Below are 25546 nucleotides of genomic sequence, written 5' to 3' on the forward strand. Positions count from 1 at the left end.
GTGATTGATGCACGGCCCACGTTCAGTAGCCGGCGATGCGTGGCCACGCGAGTTCCACCCCGGATGCGGTGAGCTCGGACTGGAAGTCGGCGAGCAGGTCGTCCTTGGCGCGAACCTGGGAAGGTGTGCAGCCGCGCCCTTCGCAGAACGCAATGAGGTGGGCGTCCACCTCACCGATGTTCCACTCCACCAGCGGCATGCGATAGGCACCGTTGGTGATGTGCGTGGTGCCGATGTTCTTGGCCGCCGGGAGCAGGTTGCGCACCCGCACGGGCAGCAGCCCGCCGAGCGGGACCTGGAACGGGAGGCATGGGATGTCGATGTAGGGGTCTCCACCAGTGGAGGGGTGCAGGTCGATGCGGTACATGCCGATGCCGATCGAGTCGCGGTGCTCGGCGGCGCCGTGGTTACCACGCACCTCAAGAGCGATCTCCTGCTCAGTGATGGTGTGTTCGGCAACGATTCGCCGCGACTCGCGGATGTAAGGCGCGAGCGCTAGTCCGTCGGGGCTATCACCGAGCAGGTCACCGCGGAGTTTCAGGCCGGGCCATCCCGTGCCACCGTCCGGACGGGGCGCGTCGGTCTGCAACCAGTACAGGAAGGACAACGAGAGGTGGCGCGCTCGCTCGGCGTGCCGTGCGCCGTCGGGACCTTCGATGACTGGGCCCTCCCAGTAGTCCACCTGCGGCCAGTTCACGAGCGTGATGTCTGAGGGATAGGCGCCTGGCTGGAAGTTCTGCCGAGCCGCGATACGGCGGAACGTCCACAGATTCTTGTCCATGCTCCCGACCCGCTCGTCGGCATAGTCGGGACGGATTGCGGTGTGGTCGCCGTCAGGATTCGGCTCGAAGAAGTGCTGGACGGGAGTGAGCAGCTTGGGGTGCGGCGCTTCGAACGACAGTTGACTTCCGGGCCAGTGTTCGATTCGCGCATCCGCGAAGTGCTGGTACAGCGCCGGCTTGTCGATTCGGTGGTCCTCGCCCGGCCGGTGGTCGACCGCGAAGCAGACACTGACCGGTTGCATGTTGAGCGGGGCCGCCGCAGATGGGGCATGCGGTTCCCCGGTCGTCTCAGCCGATTCGGCGCCGGTCACATACTCGACCCCGGCCAGTGGCAGCAGATCTCCGGTCTCGGTGGCATCGACCACCCAGTCGGCTGCGACGGTCACGAGGTCACCGGTCGGCAGGTGTTCGAGCGTGACCGCCTGGATCGCGTCCTGGTCGACCTCGGCGGAGACCGGTGCGTGCTCGAGCCGCACCTCCACCCGGCCGGAAGCCCGGTGGGGTGCCAGCAGCGCCTCGAGTACAGCGAGCGTCACCCGAGGTTCGTGGCAGAGGTCGGAGACCTTGGCGGCGCCGGGGTTCAGGGAGCGGTCCGCGCGAGCGGTATCGGTCAGCGGATAGTGGCGCCGGTAGTAGTCCCGGATATCGGCGCGTAACTGCCGATAGGTGGCGGTGCAGCCGAACTGCTCGATCCATCGATGCTCGTCCGGTGGCACTGCCTGGGAGGTCAGCACGCCACCGATCCAGCGGGTCGGTTCCGACAGAACGACATGGAGGCCGCGCCGAGCGGCGGTCAGCGCAGCGGCAACTCCGCCGACCCCGCCACCGACGACCAGCACCTTCGCGTGGATGTTCTTCATGCCGTCATCTTTGCGCCCGTGGTTACATTCCGGTATGGCCACACCACACCCGTCTGTGTCCAGGATTGACCTGGAGGCACGCCGACTGCGCCTTGTTGACTGCGTCGCGCGCACCGTGGAGCACGAACCGGGCACCACTGTCGGCCCGCGCACCCAGACCGAGATTCAGATGCTCCTCATCCACGCAGGCGCCATGTTCGTGACCGTCGACGATCGCGAGCCGTACGTCGTCCCTGCCGGCCAGATGTGCATCTTGTTGCCCGGGCATGCCGACGTTGTCGCCTTCGCCGACGACGCACTCACGCGTCAGACACTGGTCCGCGGCACCCCCGTGGACCTCACTGATGGCATGCGTGAATGGCTGGAGTCCGTCCGGCCGACCCGTCGGCTCTCTGCCGCCCTGACCTACATCTCACGCGAGGCCGTCGCCAGCGAGCAGACCAGACTCACAGCGCACGGTGCACTCGTCGACGCGCTGGCGACAGCACTGCTGTGGCGATTCGTCGCCGAGTTCGAGAACTTCCCCGCCGCACTGCCGGAGCCGATCGAGGCGGCGCGCCTTTTCATCCACGACAATCTCGGCCGGCCCATCACCCTCGCCGACATCGCGGGATCCGCACACGTCACCGGCCCGTACCTCATCCGGCTGTTCCGAGAGCACATGGGGACCACGCCCACGAAGTACCTGTGGGACCGCCGGGTCACGCTCGGTGTCGAGCTACTCACCAGCAGCGGACTACCGGTCACCAGGGTCGCGGAGCGGGCCGGGTTCGCTTCCAGCTTCCACTTCGCCCGCAAGATCAAGCAGGCCACGGGGCAGACTCCTACCCAGCTCCGCACGAGTGCGTGGTCCGGTCGCCACGGGGCCTCCGACGCGGCACGTTCACCGACCCGAGCTGAGTAAGTCCGGCCAGCGCGTTCCGTGGCGCTCCGGAAACGACAACGACGAAGACCGCCCTTGACCACGAGAACCCTTCGACCTAGTGTGTAACCGGTTCCATATGTAACCAGTTACACATGGTCGAAGGAGATCGCATTGGTCACCGCGTATGACGTCGCGACACTCGCTGGGGTCTCGATCGGCACCGTGTCGCGATATCTCACGGGCAACGGCTATGTGGGCGAGACGAGTCGGACGAAGATCGCGGCCGCCGTCGCCGAACTCGGATACGTGCACAACCGGACTGCGGCAAGCCTCAAGACGAGGAAGACGGGACTCATCGGCTTCGTCGTCTCCGATCTGCGCAACCCCTTCACCGCCGAGGTGGCAGCGGCGATCAATCACTATGCGCGGACACACGGCTACGGGGTCGTCCTGTCGGACTCGATGGCCGACCCCACCGTCGCGATCGAGGCAATCGACCTCCTGCGCAGCCACGACGTCGACGGAATCATCATCACGCCACCAGAGAGTCCGGAACTGGAGGCGGCAATCCTGGCAGCGATCCGCCACGTCCCGATCGTCGGAATTGGACTGCGCACCGAGCCGATGTCGATCGACCTCGTGACGGTTGATACCTACACCGGATCGCGCACGGCGGTCGACTACCTGGCCGGTCTGGGGCACCGGGACATCGCGTTCATCGGCAGCGCGACCATGGCAAGCGGGCGCTACCGAGGCTACGAAGATTCTCTGATCGAGCACGGTATCCCGGTACGCGAGTCACTGGTCGAGGTCGGTCCGTTGAACCGCGACTTCGGCTTCGATGCGATGACGGCGCTCCTTGACCAGCATCCTCGACCTACCGCGATCTTCGCCGTCAACGACGCGACCGCTCTCGGAGTGGTGCAGGCAGCTCACCGACACCACCTGCGGGTGCCCGATGACCTCTCGGTTGTCGGATACGACGACGTCGACCTCGCGGCGCACTCCACTCCCCCGCTGACAACGGTCGCCCAGCCGATCCGGCGTCTCGGCGAGGAGGCAGTGCGACTGATGCTCGACCGACTCTCCGGCACCGCTGACGACACCCCTACCGAGGTGCGGCTCGACAGCGAGCTCATCATCCGCGAGTCCTGCGCACCGCTGGCGTAGCGAGGCATCTGCGCATTGACCGCACACCGCACACCGCACACCGACGACGAGAACGAAGGACACGAATGACGCACGACCAGAGCACGCTCACCGTTGACCTCAACAGCGAGGACTACCGCGACCGAGTCTTTGGCTGTTGGCAGGGGAAGAACGCCGGCGGCACCCTCGGTACGCCGCTCGAGGTCGCCTGGGGTCAGGAGGAGCCCTTCGATGTCTGGTGGTACCCGGAGCTGCAGGAAGGTGGACTGCCCAACGACGACTTCGAGATGCAGCTCGTCTGGCTGAAAGCACTCGAAGAGATCGGCCCCGGCCTGACAGCGCGGGACCTCTCGCGCTACTGGCTCGACCACATCGGCTACAACTTCGACGAGTACGGCCTCTCGAAGCTCAACTTGCGCCTCGGACTCGAGCCGCCGGTCAGCGGCCGGTACAACAACTGGTTCATCGACTGCATGGGCTCCCCCATCAGGTCTGAGATCTGGGCATGCGTAGCACCGGGTGCCCCGCGCGTGGCCGCGCTGCTGGCCTATCAGGACGCCATTTGCGACCACGCCGGAGGCGAGGGGGTCGACGGCGAACTCTTCAACGCGGCTCTGGAGTCGGCAGCGTTCGTCGTGCAGGACCCGCGGCTGTTGATCGACATCGCACTGTCCTACGTATCCAAGGAGAGTCAGGTGAGGGTCGCGGTCGACGCGGCGGTCGACGCTCGAGATGCCGGTCTCACGTGGCAGGAGGCGCGCAAGGCGGTGCTGGCAGCGACCCCGCATTACAACGCGCAGTACGCCCCGATCAACACCGGCTTCCAAGTCATCGGACTGCTCTACGGGGCCGACTTCGGCGAAGGCATCTGCATCACGGTCAACTGCGGCTACGACACCGACTCCTCGGGTGCCGCGATCGGCAGCTACCTCGGCATCCTGCATGGCGCGAGCCGGCTGCCGCAGAAGTGGGTGGAGCCGCTCGGCAACGGCATCTCCACCAACGAGGACTGGGGCGGGGTGCGCCACCTCGGCGGCAGCGACAACCCTGTCCCGGCCGATCTGGACGATCTGGTCGCTCGGATCCGGAAGGTCAGCGGCCCGGTGCTTCGTCACCACGGGATCCTCGGTGACTCCGCAGCCTTCTCCACGACCCTTGAGGATCTGTACGCCGACGACACCATCAAGGCGTTGCACGCAACGAGCCCGATGCAGGTGCCGTTCGGAGGCGACGACCTCGAGGTCACGATCGACTATGGGCGTACGCCGGCGATCGCACCCGGCGCCGCCCGGGAGATCCGTGCGCGGTTGCGCAACCGGCGTCGCGACCCGGTCCAGGTGACGGCGGCATTGCGGGCGCCCGAGTCCTGGCCTGCCCTGGAGGACCAGCGGGTCACCGTGGAGCCAGGTGCGAGCATCGACCTGAACTGGCAGGTCCCGGCGCTCACGATGGAGCAGATCGCACCCTCGAACCGGCTCTCGCTCGAGCTGACGCCGAAGGGCTATCCCCTCCCATCGACGGTCCCGGTCGTCCTGGTCGGAACGACAGCCGCACGCCTCACGGGCGTGTACCCGATCGAGGGCAGCGACGTGAGGTCCTGGCTCGACACAGTGTTCGAGCCCGAGGAGGCTACGGCCGAGGCCACCACTGCTGCCGGGCGTCCCGGCACCTGGCGAGAGATCCACTCCGAGGGGCACGGGCAGAGCATCGCTGATGCCTTCAGGAGTGGACCAGGCGTGGTGTATCTGCAGGCCTTCCTGCACGTGCCCACGGCCCGGTCGGGCTGGCTCGTCGTCGACCCCAGCACTCCGATCCGGTACTGGCTCAACGGTGTCGAGACGGGCCGCAACGACGAGTTCCGGCTGATCCGTCCCAATCAGAAGTCGGCCGACGGGATCGGTGCCGCGGTGGAGCTTCGCGAGGGTTGGAACGAGGTGCTGATCAAGATCGCGCACGACGGCCAACACCCGCCGGCCGAACTCCATCTCGCAGTCTCGGGGCCGGGACGAATTCACAACTACCAGTTCGATATCGACAGGACCAGTTTCCCGTGGGCAACCAGTCACTGACCCTGGTGCGCCGCCCACGGCGCATCTGTTGAAAGGAGCAATCATGCATCACCACCCACGCCGCAAGGGTGCGGCACTGCTCGCGGCTGGAGCCGCCGCCACGCTCCTGCTCTCTGCCTGCGGCGGTAGCGGTGACGACACCGTGGAGGACGGCGGCGACGTCACTCTCACGTTCTGGTCGTGGAACCCCAGCGACGAGACCGTGGGGCCGTACATCGACGCATTCGAGGCCGAGCACGACAACATCACCATCGACCACCGCTTCATCCAGTACTCCGACTACGTCAACACCACCCAGCTGGCCCTCCAGTCGGGCTCTGGCCCCGACGTCTTCGGCCTGCAGGTGGGCGCGCTGACCAATCAGTTCGCGCCACTCGCCGAGGACCTCACGCCGTATATCGAGGAGGAACTGGGCTCAGACTGGAGCGAACAACTCACCTCTGCCGATCAGCTGCGAGCAGACGAGAAGCAGGTGGCGCTGCCGTGGATGGTCACCGGCGGCGGCCTGGTCTGGGCGAACCAGACGCTCATCGACGAACTGGGTCTGACCGTGCCGACGACGTTCGACGAACTCACCGCGTTCTGCGGTGACATTCGGGCCGAAGGACTGACGTGCATGGCGCACGGCGGCCGGGATGCCTGGCAGAACATCGACGTCTACCAAGCAATCATCAACCAGATCGCACCCGGTGAGTTCTATACGGCCCTCGCCGGTGAGAGTGACTTCACCTCCGAACCCTTCGTCGAAGCCTTCGAGGTGTGGCAGTCGCTCTTCACCGAGGGAATCTTCGACGAAGGCGCACTCGGTCTCACCGCGTACCCGGACGCCAACGATGCCTTCAAGCAGGGTGAGGCAGCTTTGATCGCGTTCGGTACCTGGCAGAACGCGGACACCACCACCGCTCGGATGGAGAGTTACGCGGAGACGTACGGTTCGGACTTCGACACCGAGACCGTCTTCATGCCCTACTTCTTCCCGGAGATGGTGCCAGGAGGCGAGACGGGCACGCTGTTCGGTGGGCCGGACGTGGGCTTCGCGGTGTCGTCCGCGAGCGATGTCACGGAGGAAGCCGCATCCTTCGTCACCTGGTTGACGGCGGGCACGAGCAGCCAGGAACTCATGGCCGCCACTGTGCAACAGCCTGCCCTGGCGAGCGTGCCGCTTGACGTATCCGACGTCATGACTGCGGAGCAGGAAGCCGCGCTCGAGGCGCAAGCCCCCGCTCTCGAGAACATGGTCGGTCAGCGCGAGATCGACGATGCTGACGTCCGCACGGCACTGGGCGATGCCTTGTCCGCTGTTGCCTCCGACCAGCAGACGCCGCAGGATGCCGTGGCCGCTGTCCAGGCTGCCATCGACACCTCCGGCCAGTAGCCCACCTATTCCGGGGGCGATGCCGTGACCAGCCTCGCCCCGGGGAGGACAGTCATGACTCTTACCGCGAAACTGCCGTCGACGGTGGGCCGTTCGGCCACGCGGTCGCGGCGGACTCGACTCGCTGGCTATCTGTACGTGCTGCCAGCGCTCCTGTTCATCGTAGGAATCGTCTATTTCGGAGCGTTCTACAACGCCTGGATCTCGACGCTGGACTGGAACGGGATCGACCCTGACCCCGAACCGGTTGGCGCGGGAAACTACGCCGATATCGCTGCGGACCCCACCTTCTGGACGGCGCTGTCCAACGTCGTGATCTTCGGCGTCGTGACGATCCTGGTCCAGATGGGCGTCGGCCTGCTCCTCGCGCTGGTCCTCAGCGGTCCAGTCGTGGGCCGCGGCATCTACCGAGCCATCGTGTTCATTCCCGTGGTGCTCGCACCGGCCGCCGTCTCGACGGCCTTCCGGCAGTTCTACCATCCGGACGGGAAGGTCAATGAGTTGCTCGGGATCGTCGGCCTCGACGCGCTTCAACGCGCCTGGATCGCCGACCCGGACGTCGCGCTGTTCGCACTGACCGCCGTGAACATCTTCGCCTGGACCGGCTTCAGTTTCCTGCTCTACCAAGCAGGGCTGTCGCAGATCGACACCAGCCATTTGGAGGCCGCACAACTCGATGGCGCGGGCACGGTCAGAACCGTGTGGAGTGTCGTCGTCCCGCAACTGCGCATGACCCACGTGACGCTTGCGCTGACCGGCGTCATCGGCTCGTTGAAGATGTTCGACTTCGTCTTCCTGATCACCGGGGGCGGCCCTGGCCGCAGCACGGAGTTCCTCACCACCTACATCTACAAGGAGGCGATCGTGCAGTTCAACGTCGGCTACGGAGCAGCGCTCTCGATGGTCGTCCTCGTGATCGCACTCTTGCTCACGGTCATCCAGATGCGCATCTATCGACTCGACCGGGAGGGCTGATGTTCGGACGGGTCACACTTCGCTCTCGCATCATCTATCAGGTCCTGGCGACCGTCCTCATACTGCCGTTCGCCCTCCCGCTGTTCTGGATCGTGACCATCAGTTTCCAGGGCCAGGGTGCGATGGCGAACTATGCGGCAGTTCTGACCGAGACGCCCTTCCTGCGCTTCATCGTCAACAGCGTGATCATCTCCGCCGGCACCGTGCTGATTGTGACCGCGTGCACTGTGCTCGCCGGTTTCGCGCTGGCCAAGCTCGATCTGCCTGGCAAGCAGTTGCTGTTCCTTTCGATCGTCGCCGGCCTGATGCTGCCGAGCATCGCGCTGACAGTGCCGATGTTCATCGTCGTCCGTGAACTGGGGTTGTTCAACAACTATGTCGCGGTCATCGGCCCACTTGCCGCTGTCATCATGCCCATGACGATCCTGCTGACCCGCAACTTCATGGCGAATGTGCCCGATGAACTGATCGATGCCGCAAAGATCGATGGAGCGACCACATTCGTGACTCTTGTCCGCGTCGTCGTCCCCCTGTCGAAGGCGATTGTCGCTGTTGTGGTGATCTGGTCGTTCCTGAACGCCTGGAACGAGTTCTTCCTGCCCTTGCTGTTCATGCATGAAGAGGAGATGCAGGCCATCACCCAGATCCCGACGTACTTCACGAGCACCTACGGGTCAGATGTGCCGAAGATCTTCGCGGCCCTCACGCTGATGTGCCTACCGATCGTCGTCACGTACCTGACCTTCCAGCGGCAGTTTGAGCGCGGCCTCACCGCTGGTGCGCTGAAGTAGCCATGTACCCACGGGTCGATCGCGTGGCCAGAGCGACCCGGAAACTTCTTCGGGTAACGCCTGCGCCCGTTTGACGATCGGGTGATCGAGCCTTGTCAGCGATTGCTCGAGCGGCGGCAGCGTCAGCTCGAGGTCAGACTCGATGCATCGGATCGTGGGGCGTACTCCTGGCCAGCTCGTCATAGATCGGAAGGTATCGGCGACCCATGACACTGCAGCGCGTCAGGACTCGCGCAACCCGCCGTATCGCTCGATCTCCTCGGCACTCGCACCCGTGAGCAGCGATACAGCCGACGCTGTGCTGCCATCGAGGTGGGTGAGCGCTTCGCGCACCCCTGCGTGGATCTCGTCGCGATGATTGTCCACGTACTCACGCAGCGCCTGTCCGAGCACATCCTTCTTAGAAGCCCCAAGGAAGTGGGAGGCATGCGTGAGGAGGTTGTCCGTCTCCGGGTCGATCTTTACAGGTGCGAGTGCGGGAGTCATGAGGTTCTCCTAGGTCGAGTCGCGACCATATGTCGCATGAGAGCTACCGTCAACCCTGCGGTACCAAGGTACCGTTGCTAGCCGATCCCTCACCCTCGCGTCGACCCCCGCACCACCAACCGATGCGAAACCAGGTATTCCCGCACCGCTCCCCCCGGCTCCCCGATCCGCCCGATCAGCGCGTTCACCGCCGTCTCGGCAATTTCACCGTGATCGGCCGCCACGGTCGTCAGCGGCGGGAATGAGAACGACGCCTCGGTGATGTCGTCGAACCCCACCAGGGCCATGTCCCCTGGCACGTCGACGTCGTGCTCGTGCAACCGCCGCAGCGCTCCCATGGCGAGCATGTCGTTGAAGCAGATCACCGCATCCGGCCGTTCGGCCGAGTCGACCAGGTTCGCCATCGCCTCGTAGCCATCCTCGGCGTCGTAGCGCTCCACGTACTGGTGATGCCCGGCTGCCACGCCGTCGGCCTCCGCCAACGCCGCCCGCACCCCCTCCTCGCGCAGGTGCGCGGTCCTTGCGTAGTCCGCCCGCCGTAGCCCGATCGCAGCGATCCGCCGGTGCCCGTCAGCGATCAGCTTCTTCGTCGCCTCATACGCCGCCGCGCGGTCGTCGATATACACGTGATCCAGGTGATCTCCGGCGATCCGCTCCCCCACCAGCACCAGCGGGAACTCCGACTCGCGATGCTCGATGTCCTCGGCCCGCAGCGCCTCGGGGTGGAAGATCGCGCCGTCGAACATCGCACCGCGCGGCCCGAGCTGGATCAGCCGTCGCTCGCGCTCGATGTCCCCATGCGTCTGGTCCACGGCCACCGTGTAACCGCGGGCGGTCGCCGCCTGCACCACTTCGGCCGCCAGCCGCGCGAAGTGCGACTGCGCCAGGTCCGGCACCACGAACCCGAGCAGCCCGATCTTGCCCGTACGCAGGCTCTTCGCCAGTTGATTCGGCCGGTAGTCCAGCGCCGCCAGCGCCGCCTCCACCCGCGCCCGGGTCTCCCCCGCCACATACGGCTGATCGTTGACGACGTTACTCACCGTGCGTGGTGAGACTCCGGCCAGCTGCGCCACATCTTTGAGAGTTGCCATGGAATCCCCTTTCCTTCTTGCATCGTTGCACGAACGCTTCCAGTTGGCTACAGTGACACTGTCTTTCAACGTTGCAAGAGCACTGGAGGCACCATGAGACTCACCCGACGTACCGGCACCGCTGCCGCTGCCGCGCTCGCTCTGGCGGCCGGCCTGGCCGCCTGCAGCGACGGCGGTTCTACCGATGACGGCGGCCCCGTCACCTTGACCATGTGGCACGGCCTCACCGGCCCGGACGGCCCCGCCTTCCAGGAAGTGGTCGACGCCTACAACGACTCGCAGGACGAGGTCACCATCGAGGCCGAGGCCCTCCCCTGGGACTCCCTCTATCAGCAGTTCCTCACCGCAGCCACCTCCGACGACGGACCGGACCTGGTCGCGATGAGCGCCTCCCGGCTCCCCCAGTACGCCGAACGCGGCGTGCTCGGCTCCACCGACGAGTTCTACGCCGACGACACCTACATGGACACCTCCGTCCTCGCCGAGGGCGCCGTGCAGGCCTCCGTCTACGACGGCGTCAACTACGGAGTACCCCTGAACCTCGGCCCGGTCCTGATGTACTGGAACAAGGCCCTGTTCGACGAAGCCGGGCTCGACCCCGAGGCTCCGCCCACCACATGGGCCGAGTTCGAGGAGATGATCCCGGACCTGACCGTGGACGAGGACGGCGACGGCACCCCCGAGCAGTACCCGCTCGCCATGGGCGATCACTCCACGGTCCCGGTGTTCCCGAGCTTCCTGTGGAACGGCGGTGGCGGTGTGGTCTCCGACGACGGCACGACCTCCCTGCTGGGCGACCCGGCCACCGTGGCCGCCGCCGAGCGCTGGGTGGATCTCATCCGCGAGGAGCAGATCACCCCGGTGGGCATGTCCGGCGCCGATTCGGACCAGTTGTTCCAGGCCGAGCTCGCCGCGATCACCATCAACGGACCGTGGATGACGGCCGGCCTGACCGAGGCCGGACTGGACTACGACGTCACGGTGCCGATGGCGGGCCCGGAGGGTCAGTCGATCCTCGGTGACGTGGTCTCCATGACCATCGCGCAGCGCCTCACCGACGCTGAGAAGGACGCCGCCTTCACGTTCTTCGCCTTCTGGGAGTCGGTGGAGAGCCAGGCCACCTGGGCCAACGGCTCCGGCTTTCCCGCCATCCGCACCGACATGCCGGAGGGTGCTGTGACCAACGAATGGGCCGCCGTCTTCGGTGCACCGGAGGTGCTGGACAACGTGCGCCCCTACCTGACGGGCGTGCCCGGCTCGGGTGAGATCAACGAGGACATCTTCACCCCGGCGCTGCAGTCGGCGTTGAACGGCACCGGTGAGGTGGCCGATCTCTTCCCCGCCGCGGGTGAGGAGATCCAGGCCATCCTCGACGACGGCTCCTGACCATCCGCTCCCGGGTGGGCCCTGCCTCGTTTGGCAAACACGGGCCCACCCACCGACCACGGGATGACCTATGAGAATCGGTCGCACGGTTGCCGGCAGGCAGGCGCGGGCGGCGTGGATGTTCCTCGCCCCCGGGCTGGTGCTGCTGACCCTGTTCACGGCGTGGCCGCTGCTGCGCACGGCTTATCTGTCCTTCACCGAGTACAGCCTGCTCACGCCCCCGGAGTGGGTGGGGCTGGCGAACTACCGTGAGCTCCTGGGCGACGACCAGGTCACGAACGCCTTCCAGAACACGGTGATCTACGCCGTCGTGGTGACTCCGGTGACCATCGCCCTGGCGCTGGGCCTGGCCATGGCGCTGAACGCGAAGTTCTTCGGGCGTGGGCTGGTGCGCACGGCGGTGTTCGTGCCCTTCGTGGTCTCGCTCGCCGTCGTCTCGATCGCGTTCCGGTTCCTGCTGGACCCGAACTACGGGCTGGTCACGCACTGGCTGGACGGGGTCGGTCTGGCTCCCACGCAGGGAGCCCTGGCCCAACCGGGTACGGCGATGGCCGCCGTCATGGCCGTGGGTGTGTGGAAGAACGTGGGCTTCTACATGGTGATGTTCCTGGCGGGCCTGCAGTCCATCCCCCGCGACCTCTACGAGGCCGCCCAGCTCGACGGCGCAAGTCGCCTGCAGAAGTTCCGTGCGGTGACCATGCCCTTGCTGAGCAACCAGACGATGTTGGTGAGCATCCTGGCCGCGATCGCCAGTTTCCAGGTGTTCGACCAGATCAAGGTGATGACCAACGGTGGGCCGGCGATGAGCACCGAGACGCTGGTGGTGATGGTCAACCGGGTGGGGATCAACAACCTGGAGTTCGGGTACGGCTCGGCGGTGTCGGTGGTGCTTCTGCTGCTGATCCTGGTGCTGTCGATGGCGCAGTACTTCTACTTCGGACGTAAGCAGGTGAGGTACTGATGCACACCACATCCCCCGCGCTGCGCCGCGCGTGGACTGTCGCGCTGACCGTGGCCATGCTCGCGATCGGGCTGGCGATGATCTTCCCGATCGTGTGGTCGATCCTGACGGCGTTCAAACCGAACGCCGAAGCAGCGTCGGCCTCCCCGATGTTGTTACCGCAGACGTGGACGCTGGAGAACTTCTCCGAGATCTGGTCGGCGATCCCGTTCGCGCAGCTGTACGGGAACACGATCATCTTCGCCGGCTCGGTGATGGTGCTCTCCCTGGCCTTCGACACGATGGCCGGGTATGCGCTGGCGCGGTTCGACTTCCGCGGCAAGACGGCGGCGTTCATCGCCATCATCGTGATGCTGATGATCCCCTACCAAGCGGTGATCATCCCGCTGTATGACCTGGTGCACTCCCTCGGGCTGGGTCAGACCGTGGCCGGGATGATCGTGCCCCGCTCGGCGAATGCGTTCGGGGTGTTCTTCATGCGCCAGTTCTTCCTTGCCCTGCCGAAGAACCTGGAGGAGGCGGCGCGGATCGATGGGGCGAGTGAGTGGCGGATCTTCACCCGGGTGATGCTGCCGCTGACCACACCGGCGCTGCTGACGTTGGGGTTGTTCCACTTCCAGTTCAACTGGAACGACCTGCTGTGGCCGCTGGTGATGTCGAACTCGATTGACGGCGCGACGTTGCCGGCCGGGCTGGCGCTGTTCGCCGGGCAGCACGTGGTCGAGTACGGGCTGCTGATGGCCGGCTCGGTGCTGGCGCTGATCCCCCTGATCCTGTTCTTCCTCCTCATTCAACGCACGTTCGTCACCGGTATCGCCACCACCGGCATCAAGTAACGCACGAGACCAGTTAGGACTGTTTGCAGCTCATGACGCACTTCTTCTCCCCGGACCGGATCGCGATGGGTGTCGGTATCGAGGACACGTTCATCCCGCAGGAGCGGGTGGGCCATCGCAAGCTGGACGAGTACGAGCTCACCCAGCATTACCAGTACTGGCGTGAGGACCTGAACCTGGCGAGGGAGGCCGGGGCGGAGTTCATCCGGTGGGGCATCCCGTGGTTCCAGGTGGAGCCTCGCCCGGGGGAGTTCGACTTCTCATGGATCGACGAGGTGGCCGCCCACATGCAGGAGATCGGGCTGCACTGCGTGGTGGACCTGCTGCACTACGGGACACCGCTGTGGCTGGACAACTCGTTCATCAATGCCAAGTACCCGGAGTACTTCGCCCGGTATGCCGGGGCGGTGGCCGAGCGTTACCGGGGCGTGTTCACGTCGTTCACGCCGGCGAACGAGCCGTTGGTGAACGCCCAGTGGTGCGGCCGCGACGGCGGCTGGCCCCCGTACCTGACCGGTGAGGACGGGTTCGTCAAGGTCGTGACGGCGGTGGCTGAGGGGATGTCGCGGGCTCAGGAGGCTATCCATGCGGTGGCACCGGAGGCGGAGATCGTGTTCGTGGACGCGGGGTTCCGGTATGCCGGTGACCACTTCCCGGGGCACTCGCGCGAGCACCTGGAGGAGTGGCGGTTCATCGCGACGGATCTGGTGCTTGGCCGGGTGGATGAGGAGCACTCGCTGTTCGGACACCTGCGTGAGCATGGGGTGACGGACGAGAAACTGGCCTGGTTCCGGGAGAACGCGAAGACCCCGGACGTGATGGGCGTGAACTACTACCCCGGGTTCACGACGCTGTCCTTCGACTCGGACGGTGCCGAGGTGCCCGGCGAAGGCGGGGTCGAGGGGCTCGTGGAGCTGGTGCGGGCCTACCACGAGCGCTACGGGTTCCCGATCGCGATCACCGAGACCTCACGGAACGAATCACCCGAGGCGAAGATCCAGTGGCTGCAGCAGTCGTTGGCGGCGTTGGAGGAGCTGCGTGCCGACGGCGTCCTGATCACCGGGTACACGTGGTTCCCGTTCTTCTCGTTGATCGACTGGCTGTACCGGTACGACACCGACAGCGCCGACAACCACTGGAACCACCTGGGGTTGCTGGAGTTGAGGAGGACGGCGGGGGGCGTGTTGGAGCGGGTGCCGAACGCGGCGCTGGGAGCATTCAGCGACGTGGCCAACAGGGCTGCACATACGGTATGAAAACAAGGGATCTGCACGCCTTAAACCGGCCACCAGCGGCGCCCCGAACGCAATTGGCCTGTAGTAGAGTTCGCCATATACGTAACCGATCAGTCCGCAAATACTATCCAGATCAGCGCCGCACGAGCACGACGCTCTCGATGAAGTCGCCCAAAGACCCAGCAACTCAGCAGCAGTTCGCAGTCACCAAGACTCCGAGTCGGCAATCACTCGACGCTCGCTCTCGACGCGCAATATTAGATCCGAGATACTCTCAACTAGGTCTGAATGCTCGTTCTCGGGAGAGTACCGTAGTAGCTTCAAATTCATATTCTTGCGAATACTGTCATCGAGGTGCGGCGAAACTTCCGAACGAGGACTAGTCATATAGTGGGGCGGACTATTCGGATGCGAATGATGATAGTTTTCCAGGAATAGTCGAAGGTCGGGATCATTCAGGCTCGTACCGACGAACAGAAATGTATGAGTCAATATCAACGAACCCATCAACTCCATGAAGCGAGCATGCTCAGATCGAAGGCGGGCATATTCACTCCGAGTGAAGACCATTCTACTCGGCTCGGACACTGATCCATGCATCTTGAGAACGAATCGATAGCTCCTGCGCAAGAAGAGAGGAAGATCCGCATCATAGTATTGCTTCACCACGGTTGTACCATTGGTCTCAGCTGAAACAAAGTTGTCGTACACAGCGTCGAAATTAGGGGTTAGAACGATGGGAAGATCAAGCTCGTGAAGTCGTCTGTGCAAACGACTCGGGCGAAACTTTGGTGCAACGAACTCCTGCTTCAGCAACTCTGGCCATGACTCATCTAGAGACGCTTTAAGCAGCTCGCACGCACCGAGGAGGTCTCCCAAATCTATCAATTGCTTCACAGTGTCTGACGGAACCCGCTTTCCGAGACGACGCCTTGCACGCAATAGGAACTCCTCCCACTGCGGCGGCCTCCTATCATCTTCTGACGCAGCAGATGCCGAGACTCCGGCGCCCAAGTAAAGTACAGCTCGTCGCCGAGCAATATCGCCCACCAGCTCATCGGGCCACTTCATCGCGAACCTTCAAGATTCGAAAGCAACTTCGTCGAAATCTTGCCAATAATCTGATCGAACTCGCGGACTTTACTGAAATGGGCTCCAACAACTCCATCGCTGCCAGAAAGCTCGAATATGGGCTTCCGGCTAGACTGGCTCAAAGGAACCAAGGAATGAAGGGTCGGAATCGACCCAAGATGGAGATCTTCATCCGCCATATCTGGCATTGACTCGTCGAGCAGATTCTCTTTGATAACCTCTGGAACACGGCGCATGATCCGCTCGAAAGCCTTAACCGGACGCGGCTGCCCATCGGAATCACGCTTGAATGTATACTGCTGGGTAACATATCCTCCAAAAGACAAGCGCCACCGCGGATCCCCCACTTCGAGCTCCTCTTTCGGATCGACAATTGCATCCAGGCCTCGTTGATATCGCAGCTTCCAAGTTCGAAGCGATTTCGATATATTCTCAATCGCCTTGAGACTAAAAATGTCCAGGGACATCGGCGTGATGAAGTAGTCGCAACTCAATAATACGGCACGGTTGATTGAACCAAGCGAAGGACCCATGTCGAAGAATACGAAATCATACTCCTCGCACAGCTCGAGCAGGTGCGAGAATAGGAGTGTGGTTCGGAGTCCACGTACATCTCCCGCGGTTCCCTGTACCCAGTCTGTTGCGAGAAGATCCTCCGTCAATCCAAGTTCTGGATCGCCGACCAGCAGATCAATTCCAAAGTTGGAACTCCGTTCAGGTCGAAGAACCTTCGAAAATCCCTTCCCACGAGAAAGTGGCTGAACGACGCTGTACACCGTGAACTTGCCGCGGCTATAGAAGGCCTCTACTGTCTCATCATCGAATAGACTCTGCGTCGCGTTGCACTGCGGATCGGCGTCGATCACTAGCACCTTCTTATTGTGCCTCGACGCTAGGTGCGCCGCCAGATTACAAAGAAGAGTGGTCTTACCCACGCCCCCCTTATTGTTGAACACTGCAATTGACTTCAATTTTTGCCTCCACTGGCTCGGTTCGTGCCGTGCGTACAAACCCTTACTGGCTCGACGCAGTTACGTTTGAAACTGCGAGCATCGCTATTCAACGAATTCGCGCGCGCTGCGGACCGCCGACTTGTATATAGGAACCAAAACACATATCTCAGCAATTTCATTGCCATCATGATTGATTCACTAGCCGCAAGGGCGGTAGCGATCCCACGAGGTGCACAGTCTCAACGGACACTGCTGTCACCTGGGCAATCAAGTCCAAGATATAGCGTGGGTTGCCTACCTCGCGGGCCCAATCGTTCGGGTCATTGACGATGCCGGAGGACTTGTCGGTACGTATCTGGTAGCGGTCGAGGATCCAGTCGAGGGCGGTGCGCGTGCCGAGGACGTACTGGTGCGCATCCTCGGGTATCCCGGTGACCGTGATCGTCGGGGAGTAGACGATCACGGAGCGGTCCTTGTTCCGAACCGAGCCCGCATAGGTCAGCTTCCGCACTCGGTAGGCGTCAAAGGCTTCCTCGGTCGTTTCACCGGCGAGGCACGCAGGTTCGCCGGTGACCGTCAGCGGATACGGCTCGGCTGACGCATAGTTGATGTGGAGGTCGAGCAGGCGCTGGCCTGCGTCGGCGAAGGGAGCGAAATCGTCGGCTGCGATGCGTGGGATGTGTGGGAGGGAGCGTTTGAGGTCTGCGGCGAATCGTTCGCGGTAGTCGGTCGAGTGCAGCAGGCCGTAGACGAAGGCGAAGATCTCGTCCTTGGTGACGTCGTTGCCGTACCAGCGTCGGTAGGTCGCGAGCGTGACATCGGTGATGTTGTCGATCCGCCGGTAACCGTCGATGACGTCGGCATCCAGTTCTAGCGTTCCGTCGTCGACTCGTTCGTACGTGTATCGAGCGAAGAACTGGCTCGGCCCCGAGCCCCAGAATGAAAGATCAGGGACCGTGCCGACAGCGAGGGTGCTGAACTGCTTATCAGACCCAGGCGCCACCACTACGAAGCCGTAGTTGGGGTGGTTCGGCGTCGGGAACATCGACGGCATGCGATAGACCATGTCGTTGAGTTCGGCGTCGAACCACGCTGCTTGCTTGGTGAAGGGCCGGTAGAGACCGACGTACTGTCGCTCGGGTCGCACCTCGTAGCGGCGTCCGCGTGCCAGTTGTGTGCGATCGGCACGGTTCCAGCTGAACCGGGTGGGGTCGTTGTTGATGAAGTCGCCGACGTGCTTCTTAGGGTCGGCAATGCGGTGCTCGTCTACGAACTGCTCGAACCGGTCGACCTCGGTGTTGTAGAAGTCGACCATGCGGGAGACGTTGGCGGTGAGCTTCTCGGTCGAGGCGTTGTAGACCCAGGCGTCGCGGCCACTCGATAGACCTCGCGAGTAGGTGGCGAAGATCGGGGTTCCGGTGCGGTCGCCGAGGGGTTGGTAGGTGTCGAAGGCGTCGGTGCGTTGGTTGATCCAGTCTCCGGCGTCGTTGGGGGTGATGTCCTGCCAGTCGAGCTGCTCGATCGTGGACTTGGCGACTGTGTCGAGTTTCTGTTCGCGGGTGAGGTAGTCGCCAACGTCGCGATAGCGGATTGTCGCCTTGCCCGCGGTGTTGGTGGGGTCTTTGACGAGGAAGGTCACGGCGACGGTGTTCCGGGATCCGGAGCCGAAGATCTTGCCGCCTTCCTTGCGGGACTGTTCGCCGCTGGTGCGTTGGTTGCCGCGCAGGTTGTAGACATAGATGTCGGTGCACTCCTCGGCGAGGGTCTGACGCAGGCCGTCGGCGGTGTTGGCGTCGATGAAGCCGCCGTTGGTGACGAACCCGATGACACCGGCGTCGCCGATGCGGGTCAGGGCCCAGCGGATGGCGCGCACGTAGGAGTCGTAGAGGGAGTTCTTGTTCGTCGCTCGCGACCGGGCGGCGAAGGTCTCCTCGATGGCGCGGTCGAGGCTGGGGTATTTGAGGTTGGCGTTGTTGTCGTTGCCGGAGGTCTGCCCTTTGGAGTAGGGCGGGTTGCCGACGATGACGCGGATGTCGAGGCGGCGTTGGGCGCTGACGCGGTCGTTGTTGGTGGTGAAGACGGCTTGGTCGTCGAGTTCGTCGTCCTCGGTCATCTGGAAGGTGTCGGTGAGGACGATCCCGCCGAACGGCTCCCCCGGCACAACGGGCGCAGTCTCCGCCGTCGGCTCATTCTCGTTGCCGGCGTGGTCGCGGCGGGCCTGATGGTAGGTGGTCTCGATGTTGATGGCGGCGATGTAGTAGGCGAGCAGCATGATCTCGTTGGCGTGCAGCTCGCCGACGTACTTGCGCGCCAGGTCATGCGGGGAGATCAGCCCCGAGCCGATCAACCGGGTCAGGAAGGTGCCAGTGCCGGTGAACGGGTCCAGCACGTGCACGCCCTCATCGGTCAGACCCTTGCCGAAGTGCGCCCTGGACAGGTGGTCAACGGAGCGGAGAATGAAGTCGACCACTTCGACCGGGGTGTAGACGATGCCGAGGGCGTCGGCGGCCTTGGGGAAGGCGAGGGAGAAGAACCGCTCGTACAGGTCGGCGATGATGCGCTGCTTGCCCTGCGCGTTGTCGATGCCCGCCGCCCGGGCCCGCACGGACTCATAGAACCCTTCCAGGGATTCGGTCTCGGACTCCAGCTGGGCGCCCTCGAGGGTCTCCAGCATCGTCTGCATCACCCGCGAGACGGGGTTGTTGGCCGCGAAGTCGTAGTCGGTGAACAGAGCGTCGAAGACCGGTTTGGTGATCAGGTGCTGAGAGAGCATCTGTACCGCGTCCTCGCGGCTGATGCCCTCGTTCAGGTTGTGGCGAAGCGCGGTGTGGAACTCGGCGAACTCCTCGGCCGCGTGGCCGGTGGCAATGATGTCCAGCAACCGGGTGCGATGGCGTTCGGCGATGTCGGCGACGTCCTTGGCCCAGTCCTCCCAGTACCGGCGCGAGCCGACCTTGCGCACGATCTTCGCGTACAACGCATCCTGGTACTCGCCCAACGAGGCCAGGTCGAACACGCCCTGGGCGCCCCGATCGGGAGAGGCGGAGTCGCCCTCGAGGTCCTCGTCGTCGCCGCCGACGCCGATGATCTGGATCCGGTCATCGCGGCCGGTGTTCAGGTCGATCTTGTTGATCATCGACTCGAACCGTTCATCGTGAGCGCGCAGGGCCTGCAGCACCTCCCAGACGACCCGGTAGCGGTCGTTGTCGGCCAGCGCTTCCTCCGGGCTGACCCCTGCCGGGATCCCGATCGGCAGGATGATGTAGCCGTACCGCTTGCCCGGGGCGCGGCGCATCACCCGCCCCACCGACTGCACCACGTCCACCTCGGACTTGCGCGGGTTGAGGAACATCACCGCATCCAGCGCCGGCACGTCCACCCCCTCCGACAGGCACCGGGCATTGGACAGCACCCGGGCCTCGTCCTCACCGGCCGGCTCCTTCAGCCAATCCAGCGCGGCCGTGCGCTGCATGATGTTCATCGAACCGTCCACGTGCCGGACCCCGGCCGACAGCGGATCCCGGTCACCGTCATCGCCCACTCCGGACAGGCGCGCGTAGTCCGAGGTCACCGACGCGAACAGTTCACTGAACGCCCGGGAAGACTTGATGTCGCGGGCGAACGCGACCGCCCGGCGCATCGGCTCCGGATCCGAGGCGAAGTCGCCGTCGGTGTTGCCACGCTTGTCCAGCCCGTTCCAGCACCCCACGATCCGCGCCGCATCATCCAGGTTCAACTCACCGTGCGCGGAGAAATCCCCCTGGAACGTGCGCGAGACCGCACCCTCATCGACCGCGAGGACAAGCACCCGGTAATCGGTCAACAGATTCAGCTCCACCGCCTCCCCGAACCCAAGCCGATGGAACTCCGGCCCGAACAGATCCTCGTCATCCATCGAGGCCAGCACCACCTGCTCCTGACCGGCCTTCGTCTTGGACGCATCACCGTAGATGCGGGGAGTGGCGGTCATGTACAGGCGCTTGGCCGCGCGGATGTAGTCGGCGTTGTGCACCCGGACGAACGCCGACTCCTCCTGCCCTGCCAGCGTCGCGCCCGTGGTGCGATGCGCCTCGTCGCAGATCACCAGATCGAACTCCCCCAACCCCTGCTGCTGGGCCTGATGGACCACATCGATCGACTGATACGTCGCCAACACAACCGTCAGCCGGCCCGACTCCCGATCCGGATCACTCGCAGCCGCTGCCAGCTTCACGGGGTCCGTGGTGGCTGGGATCGGAAGGTCCACCACCGATACGTCCTCACCCGCCCGTGCGCCGCCTCGGCCGACCTTGCCATCCGAGCACACCGCGAACGTGCGCAACGACTCCGCCGCCTCCATCGACCACTCCGTCAACGTCTGCGACAACAACGCGATCGAGGGCACCAAGAACAACACCCGCCCACCCAGGGGCACCTGGTCCTCGGCAATCTTCAAAGCGGTGAACGTCTTGCCCGTCCCGCAAGCCATCACCAGCTTGCCCCGGCCACTGGCCGTGAAACCGTCCCGCACCTCCTCCAGCGCCTTGCGCTGGTGCGGGCGCAGCTGCTTGCGCTCCTTCTGCTCCAACAACTCCGGGGTCTCGAAGGAGAACTGCTCCCAGTCGATCGAGGACTCGATGAAGTCGCTCAACCCCATCCGCGAGACCGGCTTGGTCTGCTCGTGGATTGCCGCCTCCGCGTTCGGCCCCCACTCCAGCGCCGTCGAGACCACGATCCGCCGCGCGAACGGGTCCTTACCCGACTCCGAGAGGAACGAGTCGATGTGCGCCTTCGTCAACCTGGTCTGCGGGTCGTAAAATTTGCACTGGATCGCCACCAGCTCATCGCTCTCGCGCTCACGCGCCACCAGATCGATCCCCGCGTCCCGGCGTCCACCGTTGCCCGGCCACTCAGTCCACAGCCACACGTCCGCGAACCGGTCCGCCCACGAGACGTCCGCACGAAGGAACGCCTGCGTCAGCCGCTCGAACCTCGCGCCCTTGTCGGCCTCGGACGTCGAGGCGTAGTACAACTTGTCGAGGAGATCAGCAACGGTCTTCACAGGGCCATCCTGCCGTATAGGTCGCGGTACAGTGGTCATCTTTCGAACTTGTGCACCGCTGGCCACGATCCGACCCGAGATGGCCCCGACTCAATGGGTCTCGCGACTGAACGCGACGCACGCCGACTCGCCACTTCCTTACTTCTTGGCGCGGGCGAGGCGTCGAACGGCGCCGTGCAGCACCCGTATCCGAAGCAGGCCATGCACGTCGCTTGCGATCCTCGCTACTCAAAGGGCATTGAGATGATCACCCAAAGAACCGCCCAGCCATCTGCCATACTAAACCCAAGTCCAGCCGATCCTGCCACTGTTCCGGAGCATAGATGCCTGAAAATGATGACCTGTGGGAGCGTCTCAACTACCGCCCTGCGGCAGTCCCGCATTCCTCCGGATCCGACGAAGCGACCCAGGAGCAGGATGCCGCGGCAAAAAAGCGGCGCCGGCGTCGACAGTTTCGACTCCTGAAAATTGTGTCGGTCCTGGTATGGCTATATTCACTAGCGCGCATTTTTGTGGGAGATATTGATACATGGATCGCTGAGCGAACCGCCCCAGGCTACGCATGGATCCTGGATTATCGGTTCTTTATCGCACTTGGGGTGACTAGCTTAGCCCTAATGATGTTTCGCAGGAAACATTTCTGGATCCCGCTCTACGTGACACTTTTCCCATTGATAGTTATATTTTGGATCATACCTTCCGCGATCTATAAACGGCGCAGCATGTCGCTAGCCATTGGTGCAGTACACGCCATCACGGCGCTCGGTCGCACATTCAGGGCAAACTTCACCCTGTTCACGGTATGCGCATTTTCAACTCTCGCAGTGACGTTGCCTGCGCCTCCATGGGTTGGATGGTCAGCGATCATTGCAGTCTTTACTGTTTGGATGATCACACTTTACCGAGTGGTTTGCTATGCGTTCTCGCCCGGCAGCTTTGTTCAAACCCAGCGTTCGCTCATACAGAGAGTGCTGGATAGCGGCGTCGTTTGGCGCGTGGTGCAGTTCCCTAGCGAGGCTCGCGAGAACCGCGGCGAGGTTTTCACCGTTAGCGAGAGTCAGAGGATCGTTCAAGCTGCCGGATTCGGGTTCATTTCCTATCGAGTAGCGCACTACTGGGCAACGAAGCTGGATCGATACAGAAAAAGCGCCGCTTCCATCGCTTTCAGCGCTATCGCGATGGTCGGAGCAGCATTTCTTGGCGTCTACTTGTTCACCCTAATCAACCTTGCCGTGTGGTCGATCGACACCCAACAGTTTCAAGTCACCGGAGATCCAAACTTTCTTACGTTTGTGCGGTATTCGATCGCATCCATGTACGGGAGCGAGATTGCAGCCATCACCCCGAACGGCTCGATAGCAGCGGCCGCCAACATACTCGCCTGGGCCTCCGCAGGGCTAATCCTTGCGATGGTGATCGTATCGGTGGTCTTCGGGTATCGAAGCACTCGGGTCGACGAAGGAGCGTCGACCGAGATCGCAAAGCTACGCGACTCAACTAGGCACTTCGGCGGGCGACTTTCGGTGGAGTACCAGGTATCAATGGACGAGTTGGCAGATCGACTCAGATCTCTTGGATTCGATCTTCTCGGACTACTTGCTTACCTCTCTTCAATGGACGAAGACTGGTCAGAAAACGAGCCGTGATCTGCCCCGCCTGTTACACCGGACGCTTCGGCAGTATATCGAAACTCTACATATCGGCCAGATCCCCTCGATGCCATCCCCGATGCTCTCCTAATTCTCGTGCCCAAAGGGACTCTACGGCAATGAAACCGTTGGACACTCTCCGCGATCTATGGCGCTCGACCTTCGTCGTGATCTGATGCCAAGACGCGGCATCGCTACGTCCAGGAACGTCCCGTCATCAAGCACAACAGTTCCTGCGCCGTCGGCTTCGGCAGAGCCGACGCGGTCGATGATCTCTTGGGCGCGCGCGCTTTCAGCCTCTGTTGGCCGAAAGGAATCCCAGATCACCGGCAACTGAGCCGGGTGGATGGCTGACCGCCCCAAAGATCCGAGCGCTTTGCCTGCTGCACAGCTGCGCGCCAGGCCTTCCACGTCCTTCACGTCGGCCCAGACGCTCATGGTGCCACGGGTATCAGCGGCCGGACCTGCCCCGGTACTGAGGAACCACCACCCGCTCGCCGTCGTTCATGGCAGATTCATGGGCGCAGATCCCAGGGGCAGTCCACTCGGCCGCTGTCACCGGCCCGACGGTCGGCACACACCCCTCCACGACAGCGGAGATGAACTCGTGGACGAGATGCGGGTGGGAGCCGCCGTGTTCGGCTGACTTCCACACCGGAGCGTCCCCGTTCGCGGGCAGGACCTCATAGGTGTCCACAAAGCGGCGCAACGGCTCGGGGAGCAACTCGGTGCCATCATCGACGGCTAGCTCCACAGTGGTGGAGCGTCGCCCTCGGAGCCCGGTATCCGCTTGGTTGGGGTCCAGGTCCTGGAGTTCGTACACCAGGGGTGTCGTCTTCTCCACGGGCGGCCACTCCACCGACGCCTTGCTGCCATAGACGCTGAAGCCCTCGATGTACGGGCGTGCGACCTTGAAGAACGACATGGTCACCTCCGGAACAAGGTCGTGGCCATCGAGCCGGAACAGTCCGACCTCCGTCGGGTACGGGTTCTGTGACGTCCCCGTCTGGTCCTCATCCAGTCGGCCACTCCCGTACGCCACGACATCCTTAACACTGGTGCCCGTGAGCCGCAGCGCCGGCGAGAGTGCATGGGTGATGTACTGCATCGGCGGGAAGCCCAGCCAGTAGGGCGGGTATCCGTCGAGGTTCTGGATGTGCACGCCCTTGTACAAGGTCAGGTCCCCGAGGCTGCCGTCCTGCAGCAGGTTCTGCACGGCGCGAAACTCCCGCGCGAACGTCGAGGTCTCCATCATCATGTACTGCTTGCCACTCGCGGCCTGAGCCTCGATGATCTCGTCGATATCGGCCAGGTCGGTCGCCATCGGCACCGCACACGCGACGTGTTTGCCGGCACGCAGCGCGGCCAGCGTGTAGTTGGCGTGAAACGACACCGGCGCCAGGATGTGGACGGCGTCCCAGGTCGAGTCGGCCAGCATGTCCTCGTAGCTGGTGTAGCGACTCTCGACGCCGTACATCTCCCCCACGCGGGCAAGCCGCTCCGTGGACACGTCCACCAGGGCGATCCGCCCGACCGAGGGATGGGCCTGATAGATCGGCACGAAGGCCTCTCCGAAACCGAGGCCGACCACAGCAATATTGATGGCAGCGCTCATGACAGGTCGATCTCCCTTTCCTCACCGAAGACGAACGTGGCACCGCCGGTGGCGAAGTTCGCCACGTCCGCCGCGGCGGCCTGCCCCTCAGGTGAGGCCAGTACCTCGTCGAGCTTTTCCTTCGTCTCGGCGTACAGATCGGCGATGAGGTAGACGCCTGCCATCTCACCGTCCTGGCGGTCTGGCTTGGTCAAGGTCCAGCGCACCAGCCCAGGCATTCGCTGCGCGAGCGGGATGTGAACCTTCTCGTAGTAGGAGTCGAACTCCTCGGGATTCTCAGGATGCCCGTACAGAACACTGACGCGGTACATGGATGGCTCTCCTCTTTGACGATC

General features: G+C 63.6%; 19 protein-coding genes. 11 read left to right on the top strand and 8 right to left on the bottom strand.

The features are described from left to right. Positions 1 to 22 precede the first annotated feature (22 nt). Positions 23 to 1642, bottom strand: coding sequence for an FAD-dependent oxidoreductase (locus tag BLU77_RS08835; RefSeq protein WP_217632381.1), 1620 nt, complete (start codon positions 1640 to 1642; stop codon positions 23 to 25). 34 nt (positions 1643 to 1676) lie between these two features. Between BLU77_RS08835 and BLU77_RS08840 the strand changes: the two genes are divergently transcribed. The 6 genes from BLU77_RS08840 to BLU77_RS08865 all read left to right on the top strand — a co-directional run bounded on the left by BLU77_RS08840 (position 1677) and on the right by BLU77_RS08865 (position 8866). Then, positions 1677 to 2546 carry a helix-turn-helix transcriptional regulator gene (locus BLU77_RS08840; RefSeq protein WP_175477000.1) on the top strand — a complete coding sequence of 290 codons (870 nt, stop codon included), beginning with the start codon at positions 1677 to 1679 and terminating at the stop codon, positions 2544 to 2546. Positions 2547 to 2678: 132 nt separating this feature from the next. Continuing rightward, positions 2679 to 3677 carry a LacI family DNA-binding transcriptional regulator gene (locus BLU77_RS08845; protein WP_089772594.1) on the top strand — a complete coding sequence of 333 codons (999 nt, stop codon included), beginning with the start codon at positions 2679 to 2681 and terminating at the stop codon, positions 3675 to 3677. A 65-nt stretch (positions 3678 to 3742) separates the two neighbouring features. Next, positions 3743 to 5725 (top strand): ADP-ribosylglycohydrolase family protein, encoded by a 1983-nt coding sequence (locus BLU77_RS08850; RefSeq protein WP_089772595.1) that lies wholly within the window; start codon positions 3743 to 3745, stop codon positions 5723 to 5725. A 43-nt stretch (positions 5726 to 5768) separates the two neighbouring features. Next, positions 5769 to 7100 carry an ABC transporter substrate-binding protein gene (locus BLU77_RS08855; protein WP_089772596.1) on the top strand — a complete coding sequence of 444 codons (1332 nt, stop codon included), beginning with the start codon at positions 5769 to 5771 and terminating at the stop codon, positions 7098 to 7100. A gap of 54 nt (positions 7101 to 7154) precedes the next feature. Next, the gene (locus BLU77_RS08860) at positions 7155 to 8075 is read left to right on the top strand and encodes a carbohydrate ABC transporter permease (protein WP_089772597.1); all 921 of its coding nucleotides are present in this window, start codon (positions 7155 to 7157) and stop codon (positions 8073 to 8075) included. Next, positions 8075 to 8866 (top strand): carbohydrate ABC transporter permease, encoded by a 792-nt coding sequence (locus BLU77_RS08865; RefSeq protein ID WP_089772598.1) that lies wholly within the window; start codon positions 8075 to 8077, stop codon positions 8864 to 8866. Before BLU77_RS08860 ends, BLU77_RS08865 begins: the two co-directional genes overlap by 1 nt. 222 nt (positions 8867 to 9088) lie before the next feature. On the opposite strand, the gene BLU77_RS08870 is transcribed toward BLU77_RS08865, so the two are convergent. After that, positions 9089 to 9352 carry a hypothetical protein gene (locus BLU77_RS08870; protein ID WP_089772599.1) on the bottom strand — a complete coding sequence of 88 codons (264 nt, stop codon included), beginning with the start codon at positions 9350 to 9352 and terminating at the stop codon, positions 9089 to 9091. Positions 9353 to 9441: 89 nt separating this feature from the next. Further along, positions 9442 to 10443 (bottom strand): LacI family DNA-binding transcriptional regulator, encoded by a 1002-nt coding sequence (locus BLU77_RS08875; RefSeq protein WP_089772600.1) that lies wholly within the window; start codon positions 10441 to 10443, stop codon positions 9442 to 9444. Positions 10444 to 10536: 93 nt separating this feature from the next. Here BLU77_RS08875 and BLU77_RS08880 point away from each other — a divergent pair, with 93 nt between their 5' ends. From BLU77_RS08880 to BLU77_RS08895, 4 genes are all read left to right on the top strand, one after another. Continuing rightward, a complete protein-coding gene (locus BLU77_RS08880; protein WP_089772601.1) occupies positions 10537 to 11829 on the top strand; it encodes an ABC transporter substrate-binding protein in 1293 nt (430 codons plus the stop codon). A gap of 70 nt (positions 11830 to 11899) precedes the next feature. Then, positions 11900 to 12790 carry a carbohydrate ABC transporter permease gene (locus BLU77_RS08885; RefSeq protein WP_089772602.1) on the top strand — a complete coding sequence of 297 codons (891 nt, stop codon included), beginning with the start codon at positions 11900 to 11902 and terminating at the stop codon, positions 12788 to 12790. Beyond that, on the top strand, positions 12790 to 13626 hold the full coding sequence (locus BLU77_RS08890; RefSeq protein WP_245708737.1) for a carbohydrate ABC transporter permease: 837 nt from the start codon (positions 12790 to 12792) through the stop codon (positions 13624 to 13626). Before BLU77_RS08885 ends, BLU77_RS08890 begins: the two co-directional genes overlap by 1 nt. 32 nt (positions 13627 to 13658) lie before the next feature. Next, positions 13659 to 14882, top strand: a complete 1224-nt coding sequence (locus BLU77_RS08895) for a family 1 glycosylhydrolase (RefSeq protein ID WP_089772604.1) — start codon at positions 13659 to 13661, stop codon at positions 14880 to 14882. A gap of 183 nt (positions 14883 to 15065) precedes the next feature. On the opposite strand, the gene BLU77_RS23175 is transcribed toward BLU77_RS08895, so the two are convergent. The 3 genes from BLU77_RS23175 to BLU77_RS08910 all read right to left on the bottom strand — a co-directional run bounded on the left by BLU77_RS23175 (position 15066) and on the right by BLU77_RS08910 (position 21947). Next, positions 15066 to 15932: an SIR2 family protein gene (locus BLU77_RS23175; RefSeq protein ID WP_089772605.1), complete on the bottom strand. Its 867-nt coding sequence runs from the start codon at positions 15930 to 15932 to the stop codon at positions 15066 to 15068. Next, positions 15929 to 16909 (bottom strand): ParA family protein, encoded by a 981-nt coding sequence (locus tag BLU77_RS08905; RefSeq protein WP_281242104.1) that lies wholly within the window; start codon positions 16907 to 16909, stop codon positions 15929 to 15931. Before BLU77_RS08905 ends, BLU77_RS23175 begins: the two co-directional genes overlap by 4 nt. Positions 16910 to 17090: 181 nt before the next feature. Then, positions 17091 to 21947: a DEAD/DEAH box helicase gene (locus BLU77_RS08910; protein ID WP_245708738.1), complete on the bottom strand. Its 4857-nt coding sequence runs from the start codon at positions 21945 to 21947 to the stop codon at positions 17091 to 17093. Positions 21948 to 22270: 323 nt separating this feature from the next. Between BLU77_RS08910 and BLU77_RS21725 the strand changes: the two genes are divergently transcribed. Further along, positions 22271 to 23593, top strand: coding sequence for a hypothetical protein (locus BLU77_RS21725; RefSeq protein WP_139177688.1), 1323 nt, complete (start codon positions 22271 to 22273; stop codon positions 23591 to 23593). A gap of 454 nt (positions 23594 to 24047) precedes the next feature. On the opposite strand, the gene BLU77_RS08920 is transcribed toward BLU77_RS21725, so the two are convergent. Continuing rightward, entirely contained in the window at positions 24048 to 25211 is a 1164-nt protein-coding gene (locus BLU77_RS08920; RefSeq protein WP_089772609.1) for a Gfo/Idh/MocA family protein, read from the bottom strand. Continuing rightward, complete coding sequence (locus BLU77_RS08925; protein ID WP_089772610.1) at positions 25208 to 25522, bottom strand: EthD family reductase; 315 nt, start codon at positions 25520 to 25522, stop codon at positions 25208 to 25210. Before BLU77_RS08925 ends, BLU77_RS08920 begins: the two co-directional genes overlap by 4 nt. Positions 25523 to 25546 lie beyond the last annotated feature (24 nt).

This window comes from Ruania alba, assembly GCF_900105765.1.
Taxonomy (GTDB): Bacteria; Actinomycetota; Actinomycetes; order Actinomycetales; family Beutenbergiaceae; genus Ruania; species Ruania alba.

What these genes read in the sequence shown, in the direction of transcription:
- BLU77_RS08865 (WP_089772598.1), top strand. Translation starts at nt 8,075, where the DNA reads ATGTTCGGACGGGTCACACTTCGCTCTCGCATCATCTATCAGGTCCTG.
- BLU77_RS08880 (WP_089772601.1), top strand. Translation starts at nt 10,537, where the DNA reads ATGAGACTCACCCGACGTACCGGCACCGCTGCCGCTGCCGCGCTCGCT.
- BLU77_RS08860 (WP_089772597.1), top strand. Translation starts at nt 7,155, where the DNA reads ATGACTCTTACCGCGAAACTGCCGTCGACGGTGGGCCGTTCGGCCACG.
- BLU77_RS08890 (WP_245708737.1), top strand. Translation starts at nt 12,790, where the DNA reads ATGCACACCACATCCCCCGCGCTGCGCCGCGCGTGGACTGTCGCGCTG.
- BLU77_RS08850 (WP_089772595.1), top strand. Translation starts at nt 3,743, where the DNA reads ATGACGCACGACCAGAGCACGCTCACCGTTGACCTCAACAGCGAGGAC.
- BLU77_RS08855 (WP_089772596.1), top strand. Translation starts at nt 5,769, where the DNA reads ATGCATCACCACCCACGCCGCAAGGGTGCGGCACTGCTCGCGGCTGGA.
- BLU77_RS23175 (WP_089772605.1), bottom strand. Translation starts at nt 15,932, where the DNA reads ATGAAGTGGCCCGATGAGCTGGTGGGCGATATTGCTCGGCGACGAGCT.
- BLU77_RS08895 (WP_089772604.1), top strand. Translation starts at nt 13,659, where the DNA reads ATGACGCACTTCTTCTCCCCGGACCGGATCGCGATGGGTGTCGGTATC.
- BLU77_RS08840 (WP_175477000.1), top strand. Translation starts at nt 1,677, where the DNA reads ATGGCCACACCACACCCGTCTGTGTCCAGGATTGACCTGGAGGCACGC.
- BLU77_RS08870 (WP_089772599.1), bottom strand. Translation starts at nt 9,352, where the DNA reads ATGACTCCCGCACTCGCACCTGTAAAGATCGACCCGGAGACGGACAAC.
- BLU77_RS08925 (WP_089772610.1), bottom strand. Translation starts at nt 25,522, where the DNA reads ATGTACCGCGTCAGTGTTCTGTACGGGCATCCTGAGAATCCCGAGGAG.
- BLU77_RS08885 (WP_089772602.1), top strand. Translation starts at nt 11,900, where the DNA reads ATGAGAATCGGTCGCACGGTTGCCGGCAGGCAGGCGCGGGCGGCGTGG.
- BLU77_RS08835 (WP_217632381.1), bottom strand. Translation starts at nt 1,642, where the DNA reads ATGAAGAACATCCACGCGAAGGTGCTGGTCGTCGGTGGCGGGGTCGGC.
- BLU77_RS21725 (WP_139177688.1), top strand. Translation starts at nt 22,271, where the DNA reads ATGCCTGAAAATGATGACCTGTGGGAGCGTCTCAACTACCGCCCTGCG.
- BLU77_RS08875 (WP_089772600.1), bottom strand. Translation starts at nt 10,443, where the DNA reads ATGGCAACTCTCAAAGATGTGGCGCAGCTGGCCGGAGTCTCACCACGC.
- BLU77_RS08920 (WP_089772609.1), bottom strand. Translation starts at nt 25,211, where the DNA reads ATGAGCGCTGCCATCAATATTGCTGTGGTCGGCCTCGGTTTCGGAGAG.